This is a genomic window from Klebsiella sp. MISC125, from assembly GCF_051131775.1.
Taxonomy (GTDB): Bacteria; Pseudomonadota; Gammaproteobacteria; order Enterobacterales; family Enterobacteriaceae; genus Klebsiella.
Genome location: NZ_CP180448.1, coordinates 3,659,299 through 3,678,796, shown reverse-complemented (window position 1 = coordinate 3,678,796; position 19,498 = coordinate 3,659,299). Strand labels below are relative to the sequence as shown.

The following is a 19,498-nucleotide window of genomic DNA, read 5'->3' as shown; positions in this document are numbered from 1 at the left end:
GATTGAACTTTTTATCACTGTGTGAACATATGTTAGATCACATTTTTTTATAAAATAAATCTATGGATTTTTTTATGTGATCTAAATCACTAATAACCTCTCAATCATCAGGTAATGTTCTGACCATATGATTAATCAATGAACATATGAACAAAAACTGATTTCCACTACGAGAGGTCCACGATGTCACAAGAGAAAAAACCCGTTGTCGCACTTACCATTGGCGATCCTGCTGGAATTGGCCCAGAGATTTCAGTCGCGACGATGATGGAAAAAAGCGTCTACGACGAGTGCAAACCTTTTTTAATTGGTTCAGTGCCTATTATCGCCAGAGCGATGAAGATCATGGGATGTGATTTCCCGATAAACAAAATTACCCATCCGCAGGAAGCTCGCTTTAGCTGGGGTACGCTGGATGTCCTGGAAACCGGTGATTACGACTGCGAGAGTATTGAATGGGGGAAAGTACAGAAGCTGGCGGGGAAAATGTCGCTGGACTATGTCCTGAAATCTATCGAGCTGGGCAAAGCGGGCCTGATCGATGTGGTCTCTACCGCGCCCATTCATAAAGAAGCTATCAAGCTGGCGGGATGTAAATTACCGGGCCATACCGAAATCTATCAGGTTGAAACCAATTCGGATTACGGCCTGACGATGTTCCACGTCCACAATCTGCGCGTGTTTTTCGTCAGCCGCCATATGGCGCTGAAAGATGCCTGCGATTACGCCAATAAAGAGCGCGTGCTGGCTTGCGTACAGCAAATCCACCATGAGTTCACTGCGCTGAATATCCAGAACCCGCGCATTGCGGTGGCCGCACTGAATCCGCACGGTTCAGATAACGGTCTGTTTGGTCATGAAGAAGCCGATAACCTGATCCCGGCGGTTAAAGCGGCGCAGGACATGGGCATTAACGCCATCGGCCCGGTACCGGCAGATTCCGTTTTCCATCTTGGCAAGCTGGGTCGCTATGACGCCATCCTCTCTCTTTATCACGATCAGGGGCATATCGCCTGTAAAACCCTCGATTTTGAACGTTCCGTGACCATCACGTTCGGTTTGCCGTTTATGCGTAGCTCTGTCGATCACGGGACGGCGTTTGACATTGCAGGCACGGGTAAAGCGGGCACCGTCAGCATGCTGGAATCCACCATGGCTGCGGCGCGCTACTGGAAAATGAAAAACCACTAATCGCTGACGTTCATGCGAAGCAAAAGGGCAGAGAAATGGAAAAACATCTGTTGATTAGCAAGGGCAGTAAGGGCTGGGGTGGGCCGCTGACCATTAATATTAGCCAGGCGAAAAAGATTGCTTATATTACCGGGGGGATTTGTCCCCCGGTAGTTGAACGCCTGAGCGAGCTTACCGGCTGGCCGTCCGTTGATGTCTTTAAAAACGGCGAGCCGCCGGAAGAGGAAATTGGTCTGATGGTTATCGACTGCGGCGGCACGCTGCGCTGCGGTCTCTATCCCAAACGCGGTATTCCGACGATTAACCTGCATCCAACCGGCAAAAGCGGCCCGCTGGCGGAGTTTATTCACGAAGGAATATACGTTTCCGGCGTCACGCCAGCCTGTATCGAAATGGTCTGGCCGCAAGGAGAAGGCGGTAAGCTGGGCATCGTCGCCGACGACCTGACCGGTGCGACCACCGTTGGGGTACTGCTGGCGCGCAGCGGCTTGAAAACCGCCGCCTTTTTCGATACCGAATCTTTCGCCCGCAACGAAGTAGAGTATCCGGCGATGGTGGTTAGTAGCGACAGCCGTCCACTGCCGAAAGCTGAAGCTCAGCATCAGGTTAGCGCCGCGGTGAAGCAGCTGCAGGCGCGCGGGGCGCACTACTTTACCAAACGTATTGATACCACTCTGCGCGGCGGTATTGGTTTTGAAATCGACGCTATGCTGGAACAGCTGCCGCTGGAAACGGTTGCCGTAGTGGTCCCCGCGATGCCGCAGTCGCGCCGTATTCTGGTTGGCGGCTACTCGGTGATTGACTCCGTTGCGCTCTCGCGTACCGATGTGGCTCGCGATGTGCGTACTCCGGTGACCGAGTCGTGGGTTCCGGGGCTGTTGGCAGCGCAAACCCATCATCAGGTCGGGCATATCGCGCTGGCTTCGGTGATGAAAGGCGAGGGGCAGATTCAGCAGGCTCTCCAGGAACAGCAGCAGCGCGGTGTGCGGGTCATCGTGGTTGATGCGATTACGGTTGAGGATGTCGACGCGATTGCCGGGGCGGTGGTTTCGCTGAACTGGAATGTGCTGGCGGTCGATCCGGGTCCATTTACCGAACGGCTGGCGGTGCGTCGCGGCCTGATGCGGGAAGCGCGCAACAGCGCGTCAACGACCGCGGCAGCGGAAAACCCGCGCGGCTCGATCCTGGTCGTCGCCGGGAGCGCAACGCCGGTGACCAAAAGGCAACTCCAGCATCTGATCGCCAATGATGAAAGGGTTTGCCATATCCCAGTCGATGCCGAGCTGCTGGTCGACAAGAAAAATGCCGCTGAGATCGAAGTCAATCGCGTGGTTCAGCATGCGCGGCAGTGCGTACCGGCACAGCAGAACGCGCTGTTTGTTTTTGAATCTGCGTTAACCGGACGGTTATTGAATCTTCAGGAAGAAGAGCAGCGATTTGGCCTGGCGCACGGTCAGGCTGCGGAAAATATTAACCAGGGATTGGGGAGTATCGTGCGTGAAGTGCTTAACTGCGCATCGGGTGAAATTAAAGGTCTGTATATGACCGGCGGTGACACCATGGTGAATGTGCTGAAGGAACTCGGTGCTACCGGTATTGAAATGATTGACTATGTGATACCGCAAACCGATATGGTGCGTATTATCGGCGGCGATTATGCCGGGTTGATTTGCGTCGGCAAAGGAGGTTTAACCGGGCCGGAGGATATTATTAGTACCATTGTCGATAGAATTTATAAAGAATCACAGCAATAACCCAAAAGTCATATAACTAAAAAACGGCGTAATGGTCGTACGGGTAGTATTGCGTCGTTATCTCTGTTAAATCATAATTTATGAGTTACCCTATGAACATAAATATACTTGAGAAAATGAATAAGGTGCCAGGCGGTTTAATTATTATACCGTTGCTCGCGGCGATTCTTATTAATACCTTTGCTCCTGAAGTTCTGGGCATCGGCGGCCCGACGACCGCATTATTTAAAGTCGGTTCCAGCGCGATGATGGGCATTTTTCTGCTTATTTGTGGCACATCGATTAATATCCGCCAGGCCGGGCTGCCACTCTATAAAGGCGCGGTGCTGTTGTTCCTTAAATGCCTTGCCGGTGCGCTGGCCGTATGGGCCGCTGGGGCGATGTTTGGCCCTAATGGTTTTCTTGGCATCTCGACGCTGGCGCTGATTGCCTGCTTAACCAGCTCCAACAGCTCGCTGTATATCGCGCTATGCAGCAACTACGGCGATGCCAGCGATGCTGGGGCTATTTCCGTCTTCTGCGTCAAAGATGGTCCGTTCGTGACCATGATGGTACTGGGCGTCAGCGGGTTGGCTAATATCCCGTTCGCCGCGCTGCTGTCGATGCTGATCCCTTTACTGATTGGCATGCTGTGGGGCAACCTTGATGAGCGCTTCAAGCAGCTGTGCGCCGCCGCTCAACCGCTGATCATCATTATTATGTCGTTTGCTATCGGCGCAAACTCCAGTATCAATACGGTCTTTACCGCCGGTTTGTCCGGGATCTTACTGGGTATTATCTCCGCGATAACCGGCATTGTGTTCTACTTTATCTACAACCTGTTTCTGAAGAAGAAAACTGCGCTGGGTGCCGCGTTGGGGACGACTGCCGCCAGTTCGGCGCTGACGCCAGCAATGGTGGCTCAGGCCGACCCTTCTTTGGCGATGTACGTTGATGCCGCCACCGCACAGCTGGCGACGGCGAGCATTATCACCATGATCACCGCACCGATTCTGGTGGCCTGGTTCGATAAACGCCTGAAAAAGCGAGCCCCGGCCGTTGAACCGGTAAAAAAAGAAGAGAGTGAAGAGAAGGTAGCATTATCTTCTCATGCCGCAAAAGGAAACAAATAATATGACCGTGCCGTTGTATTCATTACTTATCACGGCTGTTGGGGAATATGTTGAAAACTACCTGCTGGAGCAGAAACTGATTTTATTCTCAGATTCCGTTCCTGACGATATTGCGATGTATTGCGCCGTACACCAGGGCAGTGAGCTGACGGCTGAACTGTCACCCGGGCAGATAATGAAAATAAATGAGACTATTTATCGGGTGACTGCGGTGGGCAGTGTTGCAACGGCAAATTTAAAACAGCTTGGTCATATTACATTAAATTTTGATGGGGCGGTAAGCGCTGAATTACCAGGGACGGTACATCTTTGTGGCAAAACACCACAATATATCCAAACTGGCGACCGAATTTCTTTCTATAAAATCTGAATTAAGACGTACTGTTAAATTAAGGAAACTACAATGAAAACAATCGCTATTGGTGCGGATGATGCCGCCTATGCTTTCCGCGACGCTATCGTCGCTTATCTGAATGGGCAGGGAATTAACGTCGCGGATTACAGCAGCGATAAACGCCAGGGCAGTACGGTCTATCCGGACGTTGCCCATGCGGTGGCGATGTCGATTAAGCAGGGCGAGCACGAACGCGGCATTTTAATTTGCGGCACCGGTATTGGGATGAGCATTGTGGCGAATAAAGTGCCGGGCGTTCGTGCAGCCCAGTGCCACGATACCTTCTCCGCCGAACGGGCGCGCAAAAGTAATAATGCGCAGATTATTACCCTTGGGGCTCGCGTGATTGGCCCGGAGCTGGGCAAAAAAATTATTCAGGCATGGCTTGAATCCGAATATGAAGGCGGCGGCTCTGCATCGAAAGTAGAGCGTATCGATTATTACGAACACCAGCACGCCAGAGATTAATATCCGCAGTCGTAATATAAGGAACAGACTATGAGCCAATTAGACGAGCTGAAAAAATACACCACAGTTGTCGCCGATACCGGTGATATTGAATCGATTAAAAAATTTGCCCCGCAGGATGCCACAACTAACCCTTCGCTGGTGCTCAAGGCCGCACAGCTGCCGCAGTATCAGGCGCTGATTGCCGACGCTATCGGCAAGGCTCGCCAGCAGGGCGGCAGCGCACAAACGCAGCTGATTAACGCCTGCGACCAGGTGGCGGTGGATATCGGTAGCGAAGTGCTGCGCCACGTACCGGGGCGTATCTCGACAGAAGTCGATGCCCGATTTGCCTGGGATCGCGGGATGTGCGTGTCGAAAGCACGCAAACTTATCCAGATGTACGAAAAGAACGGTGTCGGTCCAGAGCGTATCTTAATCAAGCTTGCCGCCACCTGGGAGGGCATTCGTGCTGCTGAAGAGCTGGAGCAGAGCGGCATCAACTGCAACCTGACCCTGCTGTTCTCTTTTGCTCAGGCACGGGCCTGCGCCGAAGCGGGCGTCTTTTTAATCTCGCCGTTTGTCGGACGTATTTACGACTGGTATCAGAAAAATCAGCCGCAGGCGGAGTATCAGGTGGACCGCGATCCGGGCGTGGTTTCCGTGCGCCAGATTTATCAGTACTACAAGTCCCACGGCTACGACACCGTGGTGATGGGCGCCAGCTTCCGCCGCATTGAGCAGATCCAGGCGCTGGCAGGCTGCGATCGTTTGACTATCTCTCCGGCGCTGCTTGATGAACTGGCCGCCAGCGAAGGTACCCTGACCCGTCAGTTGTTGCCAGGCAACGTGACGGAAACCCGCCCCAGCCCGATGACCCAGGCGGAGTTCCTCTGGTCGCATAATCAGGACCCCATGGCAGTGGATAAACTGGCGGAAGGGATCCGGTTGTTCGCGGTCGACCAGGTCAAACTGGAAAATCAGATTCAGCAGATGCTGTAAGGCGTGGGGAATATCCTGATGAACACAACCAATAATACCCGCCGCCTGTGCGCCAATGCGCTGCGTGCGCTGAGCATGGACGCGGTGCAGAAGGCAAACTCCGGCCACCCCGGGGCGCCGATGGGGATGGCGGATATTGCGGAGGTCCTGTGGCGGGACTTCCTGCGGCATAACCCGAGCAACCCGGCATGGGCCGATCGTGACCGCTTTATTCTCTCCAACGGTCACGGCTCGATGCTGATTTACAGCCTGCTGCATCTGACGGGCTACGATGTTTCGCTGAACGATTTGCAGAGTTTCCGCCAGATGCACTCTAAAACGCCGGGCCACCCGGAAGTGGGTTACACCCCGGGTGTAGAAACCACCACCGGGCCGCTTGGGCAGGGGATTGCCAATGCGGTGGGTATGGCGATTGCGGAGAAAACGCTGGCGGCGCAGTTCAACCGCCCGGGCCACGACATTGTTGACCACTTTACCTACGTCTTTATGGGCGATGGCTGCATGATGGAAGGTATCTCTCACGAGGTATGCTCCCTGGCCGGTACCCTGAAACTGGGCAAGCTGGTGGCGTTCTATGACGACAACGGCATCTCCATCGACGGTCACGTTGAAGGCTGGTTCACCGACGACACCGCGAAGCGTTTTGAAGCCTACGGCTGGCACGTTGTTCGTGGCGTGGACGGTCACGATGCGGAGGCGATTAAACGCGCGGTGGAAGAAGCGCGTGCAGCTACCGACAAACCGTCTCTGCTGATGTGCAAAACCATCATCGGTTTTGGTTCGCCGAACAAACAGGGCACTCACGACTCCCACGGCGCGCCGCTGGGCGACGCGGAAATCGCGCTGACCCGCGATGCTTTGGGCTGGAAACACCCGGCCTTTGAAATCCCGTCTGATATCTATGCTCAATGGGATGCGAAAGAAGCCGGTCAGGCGAAAGAAGCCTCCTGGAACGAGAAGTTCGCCGCCTGGGCCAAAGCCTTCCCGCAGGAAGCGGCAGAATTCACCCGTCGTATGAAAGGCGATATGCCGTCTGACTTCGATGCGAAAGCGAATGAGTTCATCGCTAAGCTGCAGGCGAATCCGGCGAAAATCGCCAGCCGTAAAGCATCCCAGAATGCGATCGAAGCTTTCGGTCCGTTGCTGCCTGAATTCCTCGGCGGCTCCGCTGACCTGGCACCGTCTAACCTGACCATCTGGTCCGGCTCTAAAGCCATCAACGAAGACACCGCCGGTAACTACATCCACTACGGCGTGCGTGAATTCGGGATGACCGCGATTGCCAACGGTATCTCGCTGCACGGCGGTTTCCTGCCGTACACCTCCACCTTCCTGATGTTCGTCGAATACGCGCGCAACGCGGTGCGTATGGCGGCTCTCATGAAGCAGCGTCAGGTGATGGTCTATACCCACGACTCCATCGGTCTGGGCGAAGATGGCCCGACCCACCAGCCGGTTGAGCAGGTTGCTTCCCTGCGCGTCACGCCAAACATGTCCACATGGCGTCCGTGTGACCAGGTTGAATCCGCTGTCGCGTGGAAATACGGCGTTGAGCGTCAGGACGGCCCGACCGCGCTGATCCTCTCCCGTCAGAACCTGGCGCAGCAGGAACGTACCGAAGAGCAGCTGGCGAACATCGCCCGCGGTGGCTACGTGCTGAAAGATTGCGCGGGTCAACCGGAGATTATCTTCATCGCCACCGGTTCAGAAGTGGAGCTGGCGGTAGCCGCATACGAAAAACTGACTGCCGAAGGCGTGAAGGCGCGCGTGGTTTCCATGCCGTCTACCGACGCATTCGACAAGCAGGATGCGGCTTACCGTGAAGCCGTGCTGCCGAAAGCGGTCTCTGCTCGCGTGGCGGTTGAAGCTGGTATCGCTGACTACTGGTTCAAATACGTGGGCCTGAACGGCGCTATCGTCGGCATGACTACCTTCGGTGAATCTGCTCCGGCAGAGCTGCTGTTTGAAGAGTTTGGCTTCACCGTTGACAACGTAGTCGCCAAAGCGAAAGCGCTGCTGTAGGCCTTTCACCGTTCCTGGGGACGGGGCGCAGCACCGCCTCCGGGAGCTTTCAATACCGTTTTGCTTCACAAAAAAGTAACATTGTGACTAACGAGGCATTATCAAATATTCATTTGTGGCATGTTCCTTAACTCAGGTAACAGAGAAGGAATATAACCATGGCCACTGAGTATGTTGACTACCTTATCCTCGGCGACGAACATCACGGCGAAACCTACCGCGATATCAAAACCCACTCTCTCCAGGTCCGTTCGAAATATTCAGCGCCGGTTCAGCGTTACGCCGCCAATACAGATTCCGCCTCCGCGCAGCCAAAAATGGTGAACTACAACGTACATGAATACCCGGCGCAAGATGGCCGATTTTATCTGGTGGCGACCAACTACCCGCTGGCGGATTTTGACGTTGAGGAAGCGCTGGTTAAATCAAGGATCCACCCGCTAAGAGCGTAACCCTTCACTATAGCCACAGCTGGCTGAAATCGGGCCAGCCCAGGGTGCTCAAATCGCGCCAGGTAAACGAATTTTCGTTAGCGAACTCCATCCAGTGGTGCAGCAGCGGAATAATCCACCGCTGATGAGTGAGCTGATGAAAGTGTTCGTTGATGCGCTGATGGGCAACATCGTCGGCCTCATTGAGAATGTGCTGAATAAGCGCCCGATGATCCTGTTGCGCTTTTTCCGGCAAATGGCGAAAGACGGGGGACGAGGCCAGCCAGTCCAGGAAAGCCGGGCTGGAAAGCGTATCCAGCATAAAATTAGTGAGCCAGACATCCGCGCTCTGCGTGTTCCCCATCGTAAATTCTTCAAAAGTGTAAACGTGCACGGTGCATTGAAAATGATGCCCACGCAGGATGTCGGCCATGGCCTGCGCAAGCTCGACAAGCTCCGGTTGACCGAAGGTGGCAATCGTTACCTGACGGTGAGCGGTAAACGGTAGCGGAATATTGCCGAAATCGACCCGTCGGTGGTTCCATTCTGGCAGTAACCCTTGCGCAATCGACAGGATGCTGGCGTACTCTTGTGGAAGATTAGTGCGATCGAGCAGCGCCATGGGTTGCAGCACGTGATTGAGAAAACGCCTGCCGACATCGTCAGCGAAAAGCCCTTCGTTATCCACCAGCACAAAGCAACTCCCTTTTTCCAGCTGCCGCTCGCTAAGCGGGCGGGTATCCAGCGCCTGCTCTCCGTGTAACACCGGGATAAAACTCATGCTGATGCTCTCCGGTGCCCAGGTAAAGATGTTGATTTCATTGAGCATTGGCCGGGCCTGATGATAATGCTCATTGCGATGGAGCGTCAGAAAGTTGCCCTGGTGCCGCTGAATGCGAAAGGGGCCGCTACAGCGCATTTCGCTGTCCCGCAGGTCGAAAATCAGAGCGGCCTGGGTCGCCAGCAGGCAGTCGAGCCGGTTCATTGAGACAGATGTTTCGACCACCATCTGGTATTCATCGGCAGCGTAAATGGCGGATAAATCACTAAACAACGCAGCAAACCAGGGGCTCTGGCTGGCGGCGTTCAGACAGCGCGCCAACAGAGGCGCGCTGAGCCGTTCGCCGTCGGAAAAATGGGCCGTTGATTTTATATAGAACTCCCAGCGAGTAGCCTGCTCGTTGTGAGTCCAGTAATGCGCGATATCCGGGACAATTTTTCCCTGAACGCCGTCATAACGGGTCAGACCGCTTAAACACTGACGAACCAGATGTCGCTCCGTACGCCGCAGCGGGTGCAGGGGATTGAGCCGGTCAATATCGCGATAATAGGGAATACGAACGCGGGTTTCGCTATTATTTTCTTGGGCGCCGAAGCGATATTGAATAATTCGATTCAGGGCCTGTTTTTCATTGCCAATAAATTTCAGCACGTTGCCGTAGTCAAAATGGGCAATCATCTGCTCAATATTCTGGTTGATTAACGTATCCGGTGCGATCAGCAGACGCAATATCGATTGTTTACCCCGACCGCGCTGGGGCTGCCACTCTATCCATTTTTCCTGCTGCATCCGCGTGAGGGTAATACGCGCATTTCTTATTGAACAATCGAACAACTCGGCAATTTGCTGCACCTGGACCGGCATATCCTGGCCGACGCCGTAGCGTGCGTACAATTTGCGGAAGTGATCTTCGATATTCGCCATCAGTTTTCCGCTCCATAAAAGGAATTTTTTCCTATTTTATGCAGGAATGGCGGCTTTAAGTGTGATTGCGTTCAAAGTACTTCCTGTTTTTGGCTAAAACCGGAAGTAATAAGTGTGGCTTATTACAGTTTTTAAAAAGCATTCCACGGCAAATAATCAGTCTATTCGCAGCCTGGAGTAAACGTGTAAGTCAGAGTTGCGAAAGCAAAAAAATATTTCGGGCTAAATGACGTTCAACGATCATCAGGAGTTGCGGAATGGAAAAATTTAATTTGTTGCAAAAACTGCAAAGTATTGGTCGCTCGCTAATGATTCCTATTGCAATGTTACCGGCGGCAGGGATTTTATTGGCATTTGGTACCAGTTTACAGGATCCCAATATTGTGGCGCAGCTGCCTTTTCTGGGTGCAAATTGGTTAGTTCACACATTAAAACTTATGTCGGAGGCAGGCGGAATTATATTTGCCAATCTGCCGTTGTTATTTGCCGTCGGCGTAGCGGTGGGATTGTCAAACGATCAGGGTATTGCCGGGCTATCGGCGATAGTCGGATTTTTGATAATGAATGTCACCATCGGGCAGTTTTTAGGTATTACTGCCGAATCGGTATCTCAGGTGCGCGATTATACCTTTGTGCTGGGGATTCCATCGCTACAAACGGGGGTTTTTGGCGGGATTGTTATCGGTATTATCGCCGCATGGCTCTATAAGCGTTATTACCAGATAAGCTTGCCTTCCTGGCTGGAATTCTTTTCCGGCAAGCGCTTTGTGCCAATTATTACCTCCTTCGCAGCGCTGTTTGTTGGTTTGGTTATGGCAATCATCTGGCCTCCGGTGCAGCATGCGATTAATGGCCTGTCTAATACCATGATGAACTCCGGCCTTGGGTTCTCCGCTTTCCTGTTTGGTTTCGTAGAGCGCCTGCTGATTCCTTTTGGTTTAAACCACGTCTGGTGGCCTACCTTCTGGTTACAGTTTGGCGAATACGTTAATAAAGCCGGGCAGGTGGTTCACGGCGATCAGCTGATTTTCTTCGCGCAGTTAAAAGACCAGGTGCCGCTCACCGCCGGGACCTTTATGGCCGGCCTGACGCCAATCAAGATGTTCTGTATCCCGGCCATTGCCCTGGCGATTTATCGCTGCGCTGATGACGAAAATAAGGCGCGGGTAAAAGGCATTATGCTCTCCGGCGCGATTACTTCTATCGTCTGCGGCATTACTGAACCCGTGGAGTTCTCGTTCCTGTTCGTCGCACCGGTGCTCTACGGCATTCATGCGGTGCTTGCCGGGGTAGTATTCCTGCTGATGGAATTGTTCAGCGTTCACATTGGTCTGTCGTTCTCCGGCGGTTTAATTGACTACCTATTTTTTGGCGTACTGCCGCGCGGCGGCAACTGGTACATGGTGATTCCGGTCGGTCTGGTGATGGGCGCGGTTTATTACTTCCTGTTTAGCTGGGCAATTAAACGCTGGAATTTACTCACTCCGGGGCGTGAAAAAATATTAGCAGAAAACGGTAATAGCGCGGATGTGAAATCGGATGCGCTAATCACCAACATTATTGCCGCCTACGGTGGATTAGAGAATATGCGCAGCATTGAGGCTTGCATGTCGCGACTGCGTATTGATGTTGTCGATAAAGCTATTGTGGATAAGAACAGGCTTAAACAATTAGGCGCATCGGGAATTGTTGAGGTTGGACAGAATATTCAAAGCGTTTTTGGCATGAAATCCGACCGTTTAAAAGAAGAAATTCGCGCCGTTAAGGCGCAGCAGGAAAAGGCTGTACTTCACACTGTTCACTCTTAAAGGAGGTTCTATGAAATTACTCACGCATAGCGGTATTCCCCTGTGGCTGGATACCGATGAGGTTATGGCTCTTAAGGCACCGTTGAATTATTTAGGCTATGGACGAAAAAAAGCCGGGCAGATGGCGGGGCTACTCTGGGAATTTAGCGAAGAGAAAAAAGATACCCTGGTTTATGATGTTTATCGGGGGATTGCTTTCCCTGAAGATGAAAAAACACTGGAAGCCGACAGGTATCGCTACGATATTACGATTGTGCTGTCCGGGCTGATTGGCAATGAGCGTAAGAAAACCAGCGGCCATTATCATGGCATTAATGAGAGCGGTAAGAATACGCACCCTGAGGTGTATGAAGTCATCAGCGGTACGGCGGCCTATGTTCTGCAAAAATCACCAGATTATTCCGTTGATCCACAAGAGTTAGCGGTAGATGACATTATTATTGCCGTCGTTAAGGCCGGGCAAAGTATCATTGTTCCGCCAAATTATGGCCACTGCGCAATTAATATTGGTGACGGTCCGCTGGTATTCAGCAATCTGGCCTATGTCCCCTGTGCGATCCACTACGAACCCGTTCAGTATTATCACGGTATGAGCTGTTCGGTCTATGAAGAGAGCGGTCAGTTGACGGTGGTGAAAAATAAACATTATCCACAATTGCCGAAAATACGCTTTGCCACGGTAAAAGAGAATCCACGGCTGGGGATCGTCTTTAATAAACCGGTTTATCAGAGCTATCAAGAAGACCCGCAGCGTTTTCATTTTTTGGGTAACGTTGACAGTTATGTCGATGAAATTATGTCCATGCTGGATATTCACGATGAGTTATTGCCCGTTCGGGAGGGAAGATAATGAACTCGGTAAATAACGTCATTCAGGCCAGCAACGATCTGCATCAGCTATTTAAAAAAGTGAATGCCGATGATGTACAGCATCTGGAACTGCTCATTAGCGAAGCCCCTGCGGTATTTGTTTATGGGGCCGGGCGTTCGCTGCTGATGCTTAAAGCGTTTGCGATGCGGCTGATGCATATCGGTATAAGCGTGCATATTGTTGGTGACGTCGTGACTCCGGCGTTGCGGGAAGGCGATTTGCTGCTGCTTGCCAGCGCGTCCGGTGAAACCGGTTTGCTGATTCAGGTCGCCAAAAAGGCCCGTAGTCTGGGCGGTAAAATTGCGTTGTTAAGCATCTTTCCAGAATCAACCTTAGGCCAACTGGCGGATGTCACGGTGAAGCTGCCGGCCTATACCGACAAGCTGCCGGACGGACCGGATAACGTTAAAGGCGTGCTGCCCGGCGGCAGTATGTTTGAAGAGAGCGTATTGCTGCTCGGCGATACCCTGACTTTACGTCTGGCAGAAATGAACGGCCATCTATTAACCAAAGGTTTTGCGCTGCACGCCAATCTTGAATAATCATAGGGGAATTAACATGAAATTACAGCTGGCTATTGATGAAATGACCTTAAGCGAAGCGCTGGTCTTTATTGATAAAGTTGAGAAGGATATTGATATTATTGAAGTAGGAACACCCTTTTTAATTCGTGAAGGATGCCATGCGATAAAAGCCATTAAAGAGAAATATCCGCATAAAGAAGTTTTGGCTGACGCCAAAATTATGGATGGCGGCTATTTTGAATCTGAAATGGCATTTAACGCTGGCGCTGAATATGTCACGGTATTGGGCGTGACGGATATTCTGACCATTCAGTCCTGCATTATGGCGGCGAAAGATTTCGGTAAGCAGGTGGTGGTCGATATGATTTGCGTTGATGACCTTCCGGCGCGCGTGCACCAGCTTGAAGATGCCGGCGCCAATATGCTGGCGGTCCACACCGGTACCGACCAGCAGGCCGCGGGGCGTAAGCCGATTGACGACCTGGCGGTGATGATTGAGCACCGCCGCCATGCCAAAATCGCCGTCGCCGGGGGCATCAGCAGCAAAACGATTGCTTCCTACGCGGCGTTGAAGCCGGACGTGGTGATTGTGGGCTCTGCGATTACCCACGCGGAAGACCCGGCGAAAGAAGCGCGCTTAATTGCCGACGCTCTGCACCAGCAGGGTTAAGAAAAGAGCGGCGTTATTCAACGCCTGAGACTGATGACAAACCAGATTTAAAAATTGTGCTCGCGTTTCTGCCGGGCGGCGGCTGACGCCTTGCCCGGCCTACAAAACCCACAATATTAATAAATTGTGCATTTTCGTAGGCCCGGTAAGGCGCTAGCCGCCACCGGGCAATTCCAGATGAGTGCACTTTGTCAGCAATCAGTGGCGTTATTCAACGCCTTCTTCTCGTCCATAGCCAGGTAGCCAGAAAGGTGCAGAAGCCGATAAGCACTGCCCATAGCGGAGCAATTTTGTGCAGTGAGAACCCGCCGTGACTTAAGAACAGGCACAGCGCCTGATAAAAGAGGTTGGCTATCGTCATGGCCAGCGTGAACTTCAGCGCATAGCGCCAGCGGGTGGTGAAGCGGAAACACCATGTGAAGGCCATAAACGCCAGTACCCAGAAGAGAAAACCGAGCGGATGGCCGGGCAAATCGTTTTTGTAGGGCGCATCCGACGAAGCATACCAGGTGAGCGGCGGAGTGGGCTGCTGTAATAGCGCCGCCTGTAATACGTCCAGCGCGGTATTGAGTCCCTGGAACCACAGACTATTCTGCCAGTAGGCGAGGGTGTGATTCTCAATGATTAAGGCCGCGTGACTGTCCCGTAGGCGTGACTGTGCTTTCGGGTCGCCAATCAGTTCAATCTGGCGGCTGTCGGTAGTGATAATCAGCAGAAGGAAGCCCTGATTTTCGTCAGCCAGTCGTTTTGCCGATTGCAGGAGTTGTGCTTTTTTCGCCAGCAAAAGGGTTTCTTGCGTGGTTAACAGAATAAACGGCGCGATCCCCGTTTGCTTTTTGAAAAGCTCAGCGCGCTGGATAATGTCGCTCTTACTGGAGACCGTATTGGTAGTATCCGTAAAGTATCCTTCGATGTCAGGCGTTGACGCTGCGAAACCAGGATGAAATATCGAAAGACAGAACAATAGGGTAATTAACTTCCTCACTGGACTACCCTCCGTTTCTTTTTAGAGGAAGGGCGAATAAGCTGGCTACCCGCAGTAAAAATGATGCCAATAAGACCTAAAAAACCCCATTTAAAAAAATTCATCCATGGGCTATGGATTCTGGCCTGATGCGGTTGTCCAGGAGGGTAAATAACGTCGACGGTTTCTCCTTCACTGTTTTCATAAAGGGAATTTCCGCTCTTTGATTTAAAAATGAGCGTGTAATCCGGCGTCGGGCGGAAGGCGACAACGGGACGCCAGGTGGCTTTGTTGCGTTTTGTCCCTTTGGCGTTGGGGTTGCTTCTGCGCAATTCGGTATCAACGATAATACCGGTAGTATGGATAACGTTGCTGGTAGAGCGATATTGATAATAAAAAATAGCGGCGGAGATGAGCATCATCACGATGCCAATGCTGAGGAAGATATAATAAAGGACTTTACTGTCTTGTTTCATGTGTACTTATCCTTGTAACACATTAATACCCGTCATATTTCAAGCCGCATCTTTGTTGGCTGCCTGCACTTACCCCGGTCACGTACTGTTTGTACGCTCCCGGGGATGCGTTTAGTTGCCGCCGTGATGCAACTCGAACTATTTTGGGTATTAAACTTAACCGAAGCCCGGCAGGCTGGAGCGATTAACGACCCGCTTTCAGCTTTTGATAATACTCTTCATACAAGGTGCTGGCGCCGCCGACGTCGTTCTGCCACTCGCCTTTTTGAATCGTCTCGGCGTCCGGGTAGAGGGATTTATCGTTAGCGACTTCCGGGCTCAGCATCTTACGCGCGGCGAGATTTGGCGTCGGGTAGCCGATAGTTTCCGCCACCTGTTTGGCCACTTCCGGGCGCAGCAGGAAGTTGATCAGCTTCAGCGCGCCGTCGACGTTTTTGGCGTTTGCCGGGATCGACAGGCTATCCATCCAGAAGATGCCGCCTTCTTTCGGCCATACCACTTCCAGCGGCGTACCGGCCTGGCGCGCCACCCATGCAGAGCCGTTCCACACCATGCCGAGATTTACTTCGCCTTCCATATACGGGTTCGCCGGGTTATCGGAGTTGAACGCCGCCACGTTAGGCATCAGTTTTTTCAGCTCGTTATACGCCGCTTCAATCTCTTTCGGATCGGTGGTATTGCCGGAGTAGCCCAGTTTACGCAACGCGACCTGGAACACTTCGCGCGCGTCGTCGGTCAGCAGAAGGCTGCTTTTATACTCGGGCTTCCACAAATCAGCCCAACTGGTGACGGTCTTTGGATCGATTTCGTCGCTATTGATGCCAATCGCCGTCGCGCCCCAGATGTAGGGGATCGAGTAGTCGTTATTTGGATCGAACGGTTTGTTCAGCATTTCAGGATCGAGATTGCCGAAGTTGGTCAGCTTGCTTTTGTCGATCTTCTGTAGCATGCCCTCTTTGCGCATTTTATCGACGAAATAGGTGGACGGCACCACTAGGTCATAAGCGCCGTCTTTATAGGTTTTGAGCTTGGCGTACATGGTCTCGTTCGACTCGTAGGTCGAATAGATAACCTTGATGCCGGTCTCTTTGGTGAACTGCTCCAGCAGGCCCGGTGGAACATACTCGGTCCAGTTATAGAAGTAGAGCGTTTTGCTATCGTCCGCGTGCGCGGCGCTCATACCTACTGCCAGAGCCCCCGCAGCGAGCAGGTGGCGTGACCATTTTTTCATTTTAACGTCCCCTGAGTTTTATCACGTGCAATTAACTGGCTGGCAATCACCATCACCAGCGACAGAACCAACAAAATGGTCGCCAGCGCATTGACCTCTGGCGATACTCCAACTTTGACCATCGAATAAATTTTCAGCGGCAGGATTTCATAACCTGGACCGGTAACGAACGAAGAGACCACCACGTCATCCATCGACAGAGTAAAGCTCAGCAGCCAGCCTGCTGCCACTGCGGGCAACGCCAGCGGCAGAATAATCTTGCGCAGAATGGTTATTTCACTGGCACCGAGATCTTTTGCCGCTTCCAGCATCCGCACGTCGAAGCCCTTCAGGCGCGAGAATACCGTGACGACCACAAAGGGCAGGCAGAAAGTGATATGCGAAAACAGCAGCGACCAGAAGCCGAGCTGAATACCGATCAGCATAAACAGCACCAGCAGCGAAATCGCCATCACGATATCTGGCGACATCATCACCACAAACAGCATCCCGCTGACAAACGGCTTACCGCGAAAGCGATAGCGATACAGCGCCACGGCGGTCAGCGAGCCGATAAGCGTGGCGAAAGTCGCCGACAACACCGCCATGGTCAGTGAGTGCTGCGCCGCCTGCAGCAGGCTGTCGTTGTTCATCAACAGGCTATACCACTTGGTAGTGAAGCCTTGCCAGTTAATGCCGAAGCGTGAACTGTTAAACGAGTTGACGATCAGAATAATAATGGGGATATAGAGGTACGCGTAAATGGCGGTCATAAAGCCGCCGCGCAGCAGTCGACCGATCATTCCAGCTCCACCTTTTTATTCAGTAAACGTGCCGCGCGCCAGTAAATCAGCAGCATCAGGCCCATCACCAACGTGAGCGTAATGCTCGTCGCTGCGCCGAATGGCCAGTCGCGAATGTTGAGGAACTGGCTCTTAATCACGTTACCGATAAGCAGGTTTTTCGCGCCGCCCATCAGGTCAGAAACGTAGAACAGCCCCATCGCCGGGAGCATCACCAACAGGCAGCCAGCAATAATGCCCGGCATGGTCAGCGGAATGATGATGCGGATAAAGGTTTGCAGCTTGTTGGCACCCAGATCTTTCGCTGCTTCCAGCAGCGGGCGGTCGAGTTTCTCGATGCTGGAGTAGAGCGGCATTACCATAAACGGCAGCAGAATATAGACCAGGCCGATAATCACCGCCGAGGGAGTGTACATGATGCGCAGCGGCGTATCGATAACGCCTGACCACAGCAGAAACTCGTTGAGATAACCTTTGGTGCTGAGAAAGATCTTCAGTCCGTAGATACGAATCAGTGAATTGGTCCAGAAAGGCACGATCAGCAAAAACAATAGCAGCGGACGCACTTTCTCGGGCAATCTCGCCAGAAACCAGGCAAAGGGATAGCCGAGCGCCAGACAGGCCAGCGTTGCCAGCAGCGCCATATTCAGCGAGTGCAGAAGCACATCGTAGTAGAGCGGGTCGAGCAGGCGCGCGTAGTTATCCAGCGTAAAGACCAGCTTGACGAAATTGGTATCGTCGCGGGTCAGGAAGCTGGTGCCAATAATCATCAGGTTGGGCAGAAAGACAAACAGCACAAGCCAGCCCACGATGGTGGCAATCACCACATTTTGGAATCTACTTGTGTTCTTCATCGGCCAGCACAACCTCCCAGCTTTCTACCCAGTTAATGGCCATTTTCTGGTCGAGAGAGTGGTCAAAGTCAGGATCGTCTTCATTAAAGAATTCACTGACCATCACCATCTTGCCGTTTTCCAGCTCAACCACCGACTCCAGCGTCATGCCTTTATAGTTGCGTTCACGGATATAGCCTATCAGGCCATCTGCCTCGTTACTGTGGTGAATCTCATCGACGCGTAGATCTTCCGGGCGCAGTAACACATTGAGCTTCTGGCCATTTTCGACGGCAAAGTTGACATAGATATTGCATTCACGACCTTCAACGCTAGCACGCACTCGCTGTTCGTCGATACGTTCGATGACCGTGGCATTGAAGAGGTTGATTTCGCCGATAAAGCTGGCGACAAACAGGTTTTTCGGCTCTTCGTAGATTTCACGCGGCGTGCCGTCCTGCTCGATTTTTCCGTCGCGCATCACCACGATGCGATCGGACATGGTTAGCGCTTCTTCCTGATCGTGAGTGACGAACACGAAAGTAATACCGAGCTTACGCTGGAGGGCTTTCAACTCGTTCTGCATCTGCTTGCGCAGTTTGTAGTCCAGCGCGGAGAGGGATTCATCAAGCAGCAGCAGACGCGGTTTATTAACCACTGCTCGGGCAATCGCTACGCGCTGCTGTTGCCCACCGGAAAGCTGATGCGGTTTACGCTGGGCAAACTCTTCAAGCTGGACCATGCGCAAAGCGTCATGGACGCGGGGGGTAATTTCCGCCGCCGGGGTTTTTTGCATGCGCAGGCCAAAGGCGACGTTCTCAAATACCGTCATGTGCGGAAAGAGCGCATAGCTTTGAAAAACGGTGTTAACGTGACGGTTTTCCGCCGGGATATGGGTGATGTCGTGATCTTCGAGATGGATATGGCCGCTATCGACGTTTTCCAGTCCGGCGATAAGACGAAGAACGGTTGTTTTACCGCAGCCAGAGGGGCCAAGCAGGGTGAGAAACTCACCGTTGTTGATGGTCAGATTGAGGTCGGATATTACCGTTTTACCATCAAAGCTTTTGCGAACTCCCGCCAGTTGAACCAGCGGCGAACGCGAACGCGGTTGTATATTCAATTTTTGACTCTGTCCCATGTAGACGCAGCGGAAAGCTTACCGATGCGGGGTTTGTGGTTAACCACCTTTGGGTTTGCACATGAAATAATAAGGGCAAGCATTCTACGGCAAACGATTGTAATCGCCAATGATTGATGCGCCACGATGAACTACCTTTA

The 19,498-nt window shown here is 52.4% G+C and carries 19 protein-coding genes; 12 read left to right on the top strand and 7 right to left on the bottom strand.

Annotation, left to right across the window (positions count from 1 at the left end):
• Positions 1 to 183: 183 nt before the first annotated feature.
• From pdxA to ACMYSL_RS17425, 8 genes are all read left to right on the top strand, one after another.
• Positions 184 to 1,191 carry a 4-hydroxythreonine-4-phosphate dehydrogenase PdxA gene (pdxA, locus tag ACMYSL_RS17460; protein WP_434659209.1) on the top strand — a complete coding sequence of 336 codons (1,008 nt, stop codon included), beginning with the start codon at positions 184 to 186 and terminating at the stop codon, positions 1,189 to 1,191.
• Positions 1,192 to 1,226: 35 nt separating this feature from the next.
• Complete coding sequence (locus tag ACMYSL_RS17455) at positions 1,227 to 2,945, top strand: four-carbon acid sugar kinase family protein (RefSeq protein WP_434659208.1); 1,719 nt, start codon at positions 1,227 to 1,229, stop codon at positions 2,943 to 2,945.
• A gap of 92 nt (positions 2,946 to 3,037) precedes the next feature.
• Entirely contained in the window at positions 3,038 to 4,057 is a 1,020-nt protein-coding gene (locus ACMYSL_RS17450; RefSeq protein ID WP_142461409.1) for a 2-keto-3-deoxygluconate permease, read from the top strand.
• Between the two features lies 1 nt (position 4,058).
• Positions 4,059 to 4,427 (top strand): PTS glucitol/sorbitol transporter subunit IIA, encoded by a 369-nt coding sequence (locus ACMYSL_RS17445; RefSeq protein WP_434659207.1) that lies wholly within the window; start codon positions 4,059 to 4,061, stop codon positions 4,425 to 4,427.
• A 33-nt stretch (positions 4,428 to 4,460) separates the two neighbouring features.
• The gene (gene rpiB / locus ACMYSL_RS17440) at positions 4,461 to 4,919 is read left to right on the top strand and encodes a ribose 5-phosphate isomerase B (protein ID WP_434659206.1); all 459 of its coding nucleotides are present in this window, start codon (positions 4,461 to 4,463) and stop codon (positions 4,917 to 4,919) included.
• A 30-nt stretch (positions 4,920 to 4,949) separates the two neighbouring features.
• On the top strand, positions 4,950 to 5,900 hold the full coding sequence (gene tal, locus ACMYSL_RS17435; protein ID WP_434659205.1) for a transaldolase: 951 nt from the start codon (positions 4,950 to 4,952) through the stop codon (positions 5,898 to 5,900).
• Positions 5,901 to 5,918: 18 nt separating this feature from the next.
• Positions 5,919 to 7,922: a transketolase gene (gene tkt / locus ACMYSL_RS17430; protein WP_434659204.1), complete on the top strand. Its 2,004-nt coding sequence runs from the start codon at positions 5,919 to 5,921 to the stop codon at positions 7,920 to 7,922.
• Between the two features lie 158 nt (positions 7,923 to 8,080).
• Positions 8,081 to 8,374: a hypothetical protein gene (locus tag ACMYSL_RS17425; protein ID WP_139537839.1), complete on the top strand. Its 294-nt coding sequence runs from the start codon at positions 8,081 to 8,083 to the stop codon at positions 8,372 to 8,374.
• Between the two features lie 7 nt (positions 8,375 to 8,381).
• On the opposite strand, the gene ACMYSL_RS17420 is transcribed toward ACMYSL_RS17425, so the two are convergent.
• Positions 8,382 to 10,058, bottom strand: a complete 1,677-nt coding sequence (locus tag ACMYSL_RS17420; protein WP_434659203.1) for an SgrR family transcriptional regulator — start codon at positions 10,056 to 10,058, stop codon at positions 8,382 to 8,384.
• Positions 10,059 to 10,315: 257 nt separating this feature from the next.
• Here ACMYSL_RS17420 and ptsG point away from each other — a divergent pair, with 257 nt between their 5' ends.
• The 4 genes from ptsG to hxlA are packed head-to-tail and all read left to right on the top strand — an operon-like array spanning position 10,316 to position 13,931.
• Positions 10,316 to 11,866 carry a glucose-specific PTS transporter subunit IIBC gene (ptsG, locus tag ACMYSL_RS17415; protein ID WP_182237939.1) on the top strand — a complete coding sequence of 517 codons (1,551 nt, stop codon included), beginning with the start codon at positions 10,316 to 10,318 and terminating at the stop codon, positions 11,864 to 11,866.
• Between the two features lie 10 nt (positions 11,867 to 11,876).
• Entirely contained in the window at positions 11,877 to 12,716 is an 840-nt protein-coding gene (locus ACMYSL_RS17410; RefSeq protein ID WP_434659202.1) for a glucose-6-phosphate isomerase family protein, read from the top strand.
• Positions 12,716 to 13,279, top strand: a complete 564-nt coding sequence (gene hxlB, locus ACMYSL_RS17405; protein WP_434659201.1) for a 6-phospho-3-hexuloisomerase — start codon at positions 12,716 to 12,718, stop codon at positions 13,277 to 13,279. Before ACMYSL_RS17410 ends, hxlB begins: the two co-directional genes overlap by 1 nt.
• Before the next feature lie 16 nt (positions 13,280 to 13,295).
• Positions 13,296 to 13,931 (top strand): 3-hexulose-6-phosphate synthase, encoded by a 636-nt coding sequence (gene hxlA, locus ACMYSL_RS17400; RefSeq protein WP_434659200.1) that lies wholly within the window; start codon positions 13,296 to 13,298, stop codon positions 13,929 to 13,931.
• 211 nt (positions 13,932 to 14,142) lie between these two features.
• Here the strand turns inward: hxlA and ACMYSL_RS17395 are convergent, their stop codons facing one another.
• The 6 genes from ACMYSL_RS17395 to potA form a co-directional block, all read right to left on the bottom strand.
• Positions 14,143 to 14,916, bottom strand: coding sequence for a TPM domain-containing protein (locus tag ACMYSL_RS17395; RefSeq protein WP_434659199.1), 774 nt, complete (start codon positions 14,914 to 14,916; stop codon positions 14,143 to 14,145).
• Positions 14,913 to 15,371, bottom strand: a complete 459-nt coding sequence (locus tag ACMYSL_RS17390; RefSeq protein WP_182237948.1) for a DUF3592 domain-containing protein — start codon at positions 15,369 to 15,371, stop codon at positions 14,913 to 14,915. Before ACMYSL_RS17390 ends, ACMYSL_RS17395 begins: the two co-directional genes overlap by 4 nt.
• 184 nt (positions 15,372 to 15,555) lie before the next feature.
• Entirely contained in the window at positions 15,556 to 16,602 is a 1,047-nt protein-coding gene (gene potD, locus ACMYSL_RS17385; protein WP_434659198.1) for a spermidine/putrescine ABC transporter substrate-binding protein PotD, read from the bottom strand.
• On the bottom strand, positions 16,599 to 17,384 hold the full coding sequence (potC, locus tag ACMYSL_RS17380) for a spermidine/putrescine ABC transporter permease PotC (RefSeq protein WP_181482658.1): 786 nt from the start codon (positions 17,382 to 17,384) through the stop codon (positions 16,599 to 16,601). Before potC ends, potD begins: the two co-directional genes overlap by 4 nt.
• Positions 17,381 to 18,238 carry a spermidine/putrescine ABC transporter permease PotB gene (gene potB, locus ACMYSL_RS17375; RefSeq protein ID WP_142514168.1) on the bottom strand — a complete coding sequence of 286 codons (858 nt, stop codon included), beginning with the start codon at positions 18,236 to 18,238 and terminating at the stop codon, positions 17,381 to 17,383. The genes potC and potB overlap by 4 nt, the downstream gene beginning before the upstream one ends.
• Positions 18,222 to 19,358, bottom strand: coding sequence for a spermidine/putrescine ABC transporter ATP-binding protein PotA (gene potA, locus ACMYSL_RS17370; RefSeq protein WP_434659197.1), 1,137 nt, complete (start codon positions 19,356 to 19,358; stop codon positions 18,222 to 18,224). Before potA ends, potB begins: the two co-directional genes overlap by 17 nt.
• Positions 19,359 to 19,498: the final 140 nt, after the last annotated feature.

What these genes read in the sequence shown, in the direction of transcription:
- pdxA (WP_434659209.1), top strand. Translation starts at nt 184, where the DNA reads ATGTCACAAGAGAAAAAACCCGTTGTCGCACTTACCATTGGCGATCCT.
- ACMYSL_RS17455 (WP_434659208.1), top strand. Translation starts at nt 1,227, where the DNA reads ATGGAAAAACATCTGTTGATTAGCAAGGGCAGTAAGGGCTGGGGTGGG.
- ACMYSL_RS17450 (WP_142461409.1), top strand. Translation starts at nt 3,038, where the DNA reads ATGAACATAAATATACTTGAGAAAATGAATAAGGTGCCAGGCGGTTTA.
- ACMYSL_RS17445 (WP_434659207.1), top strand. Translation starts at nt 4,059, where the DNA reads ATGACCGTGCCGTTGTATTCATTACTTATCACGGCTGTTGGGGAATAT.
- rpiB (WP_434659206.1), top strand. Translation starts at nt 4,461, where the DNA reads ATGAAAACAATCGCTATTGGTGCGGATGATGCCGCCTATGCTTTCCGC.
- tal (WP_434659205.1), top strand. Translation starts at nt 4,950, where the DNA reads ATGAGCCAATTAGACGAGCTGAAAAAATACACCACAGTTGTCGCCGAT.
- tkt (WP_434659204.1), top strand. Translation starts at nt 5,919, where the DNA reads ATGAACACAACCAATAATACCCGCCGCCTGTGCGCCAATGCGCTGCGT.
- ACMYSL_RS17425 (WP_139537839.1), top strand. Translation starts at nt 8,081, where the DNA reads ATGGCCACTGAGTATGTTGACTACCTTATCCTCGGCGACGAACATCAC.
- ACMYSL_RS17420 (WP_434659203.1), bottom strand. Translation starts at nt 10,058, where the DNA reads ATGGCGAATATCGAAGATCACTTCCGCAAATTGTACGCACGCTACGGC.
- ptsG (WP_182237939.1), top strand. Translation starts at nt 10,316, where the DNA reads ATGGAAAAATTTAATTTGTTGCAAAAACTGCAAAGTATTGGTCGCTCG.
- ACMYSL_RS17410 (WP_434659202.1), top strand. Translation starts at nt 11,877, where the DNA reads ATGAAATTACTCACGCATAGCGGTATTCCCCTGTGGCTGGATACCGAT.
- hxlB (WP_434659201.1), top strand. Translation starts at nt 12,716, where the DNA reads ATGAACTCGGTAAATAACGTCATTCAGGCCAGCAACGATCTGCATCAG.
- hxlA (WP_434659200.1), top strand. Translation starts at nt 13,296, where the DNA reads ATGAAATTACAGCTGGCTATTGATGAAATGACCTTAAGCGAAGCGCTG.
- ACMYSL_RS17390 (WP_182237948.1), bottom strand. Translation starts at nt 15,371, where the DNA reads ATGAAACAAGACAGTAAAGTCCTTTATTATATCTTCCTCAGCATTGGC.
- potD (WP_434659198.1), bottom strand. Translation starts at nt 16,602, where the DNA reads ATGAAAAAATGGTCACGCCACCTGCTCGCTGCGGGGGCTCTGGCAGTA.
- potC (WP_181482658.1), bottom strand. Translation starts at nt 17,384, where the DNA reads ATGATCGGTCGACTGCTGCGCGGCGGCTTTATGACCGCCATTTACGCG.
- potB (WP_142514168.1), bottom strand. Translation starts at nt 18,238, where the DNA reads ATGAAGAACACAAGTAGATTCCAAAATGTGGTGATTGCCACCATCGTG.
- potA (WP_434659197.1), bottom strand. Translation starts at nt 19,358, where the DNA reads ATGGGACAGAGTCAAAAATTGAATATACAACCGCGTTCGCGTTCGCCG.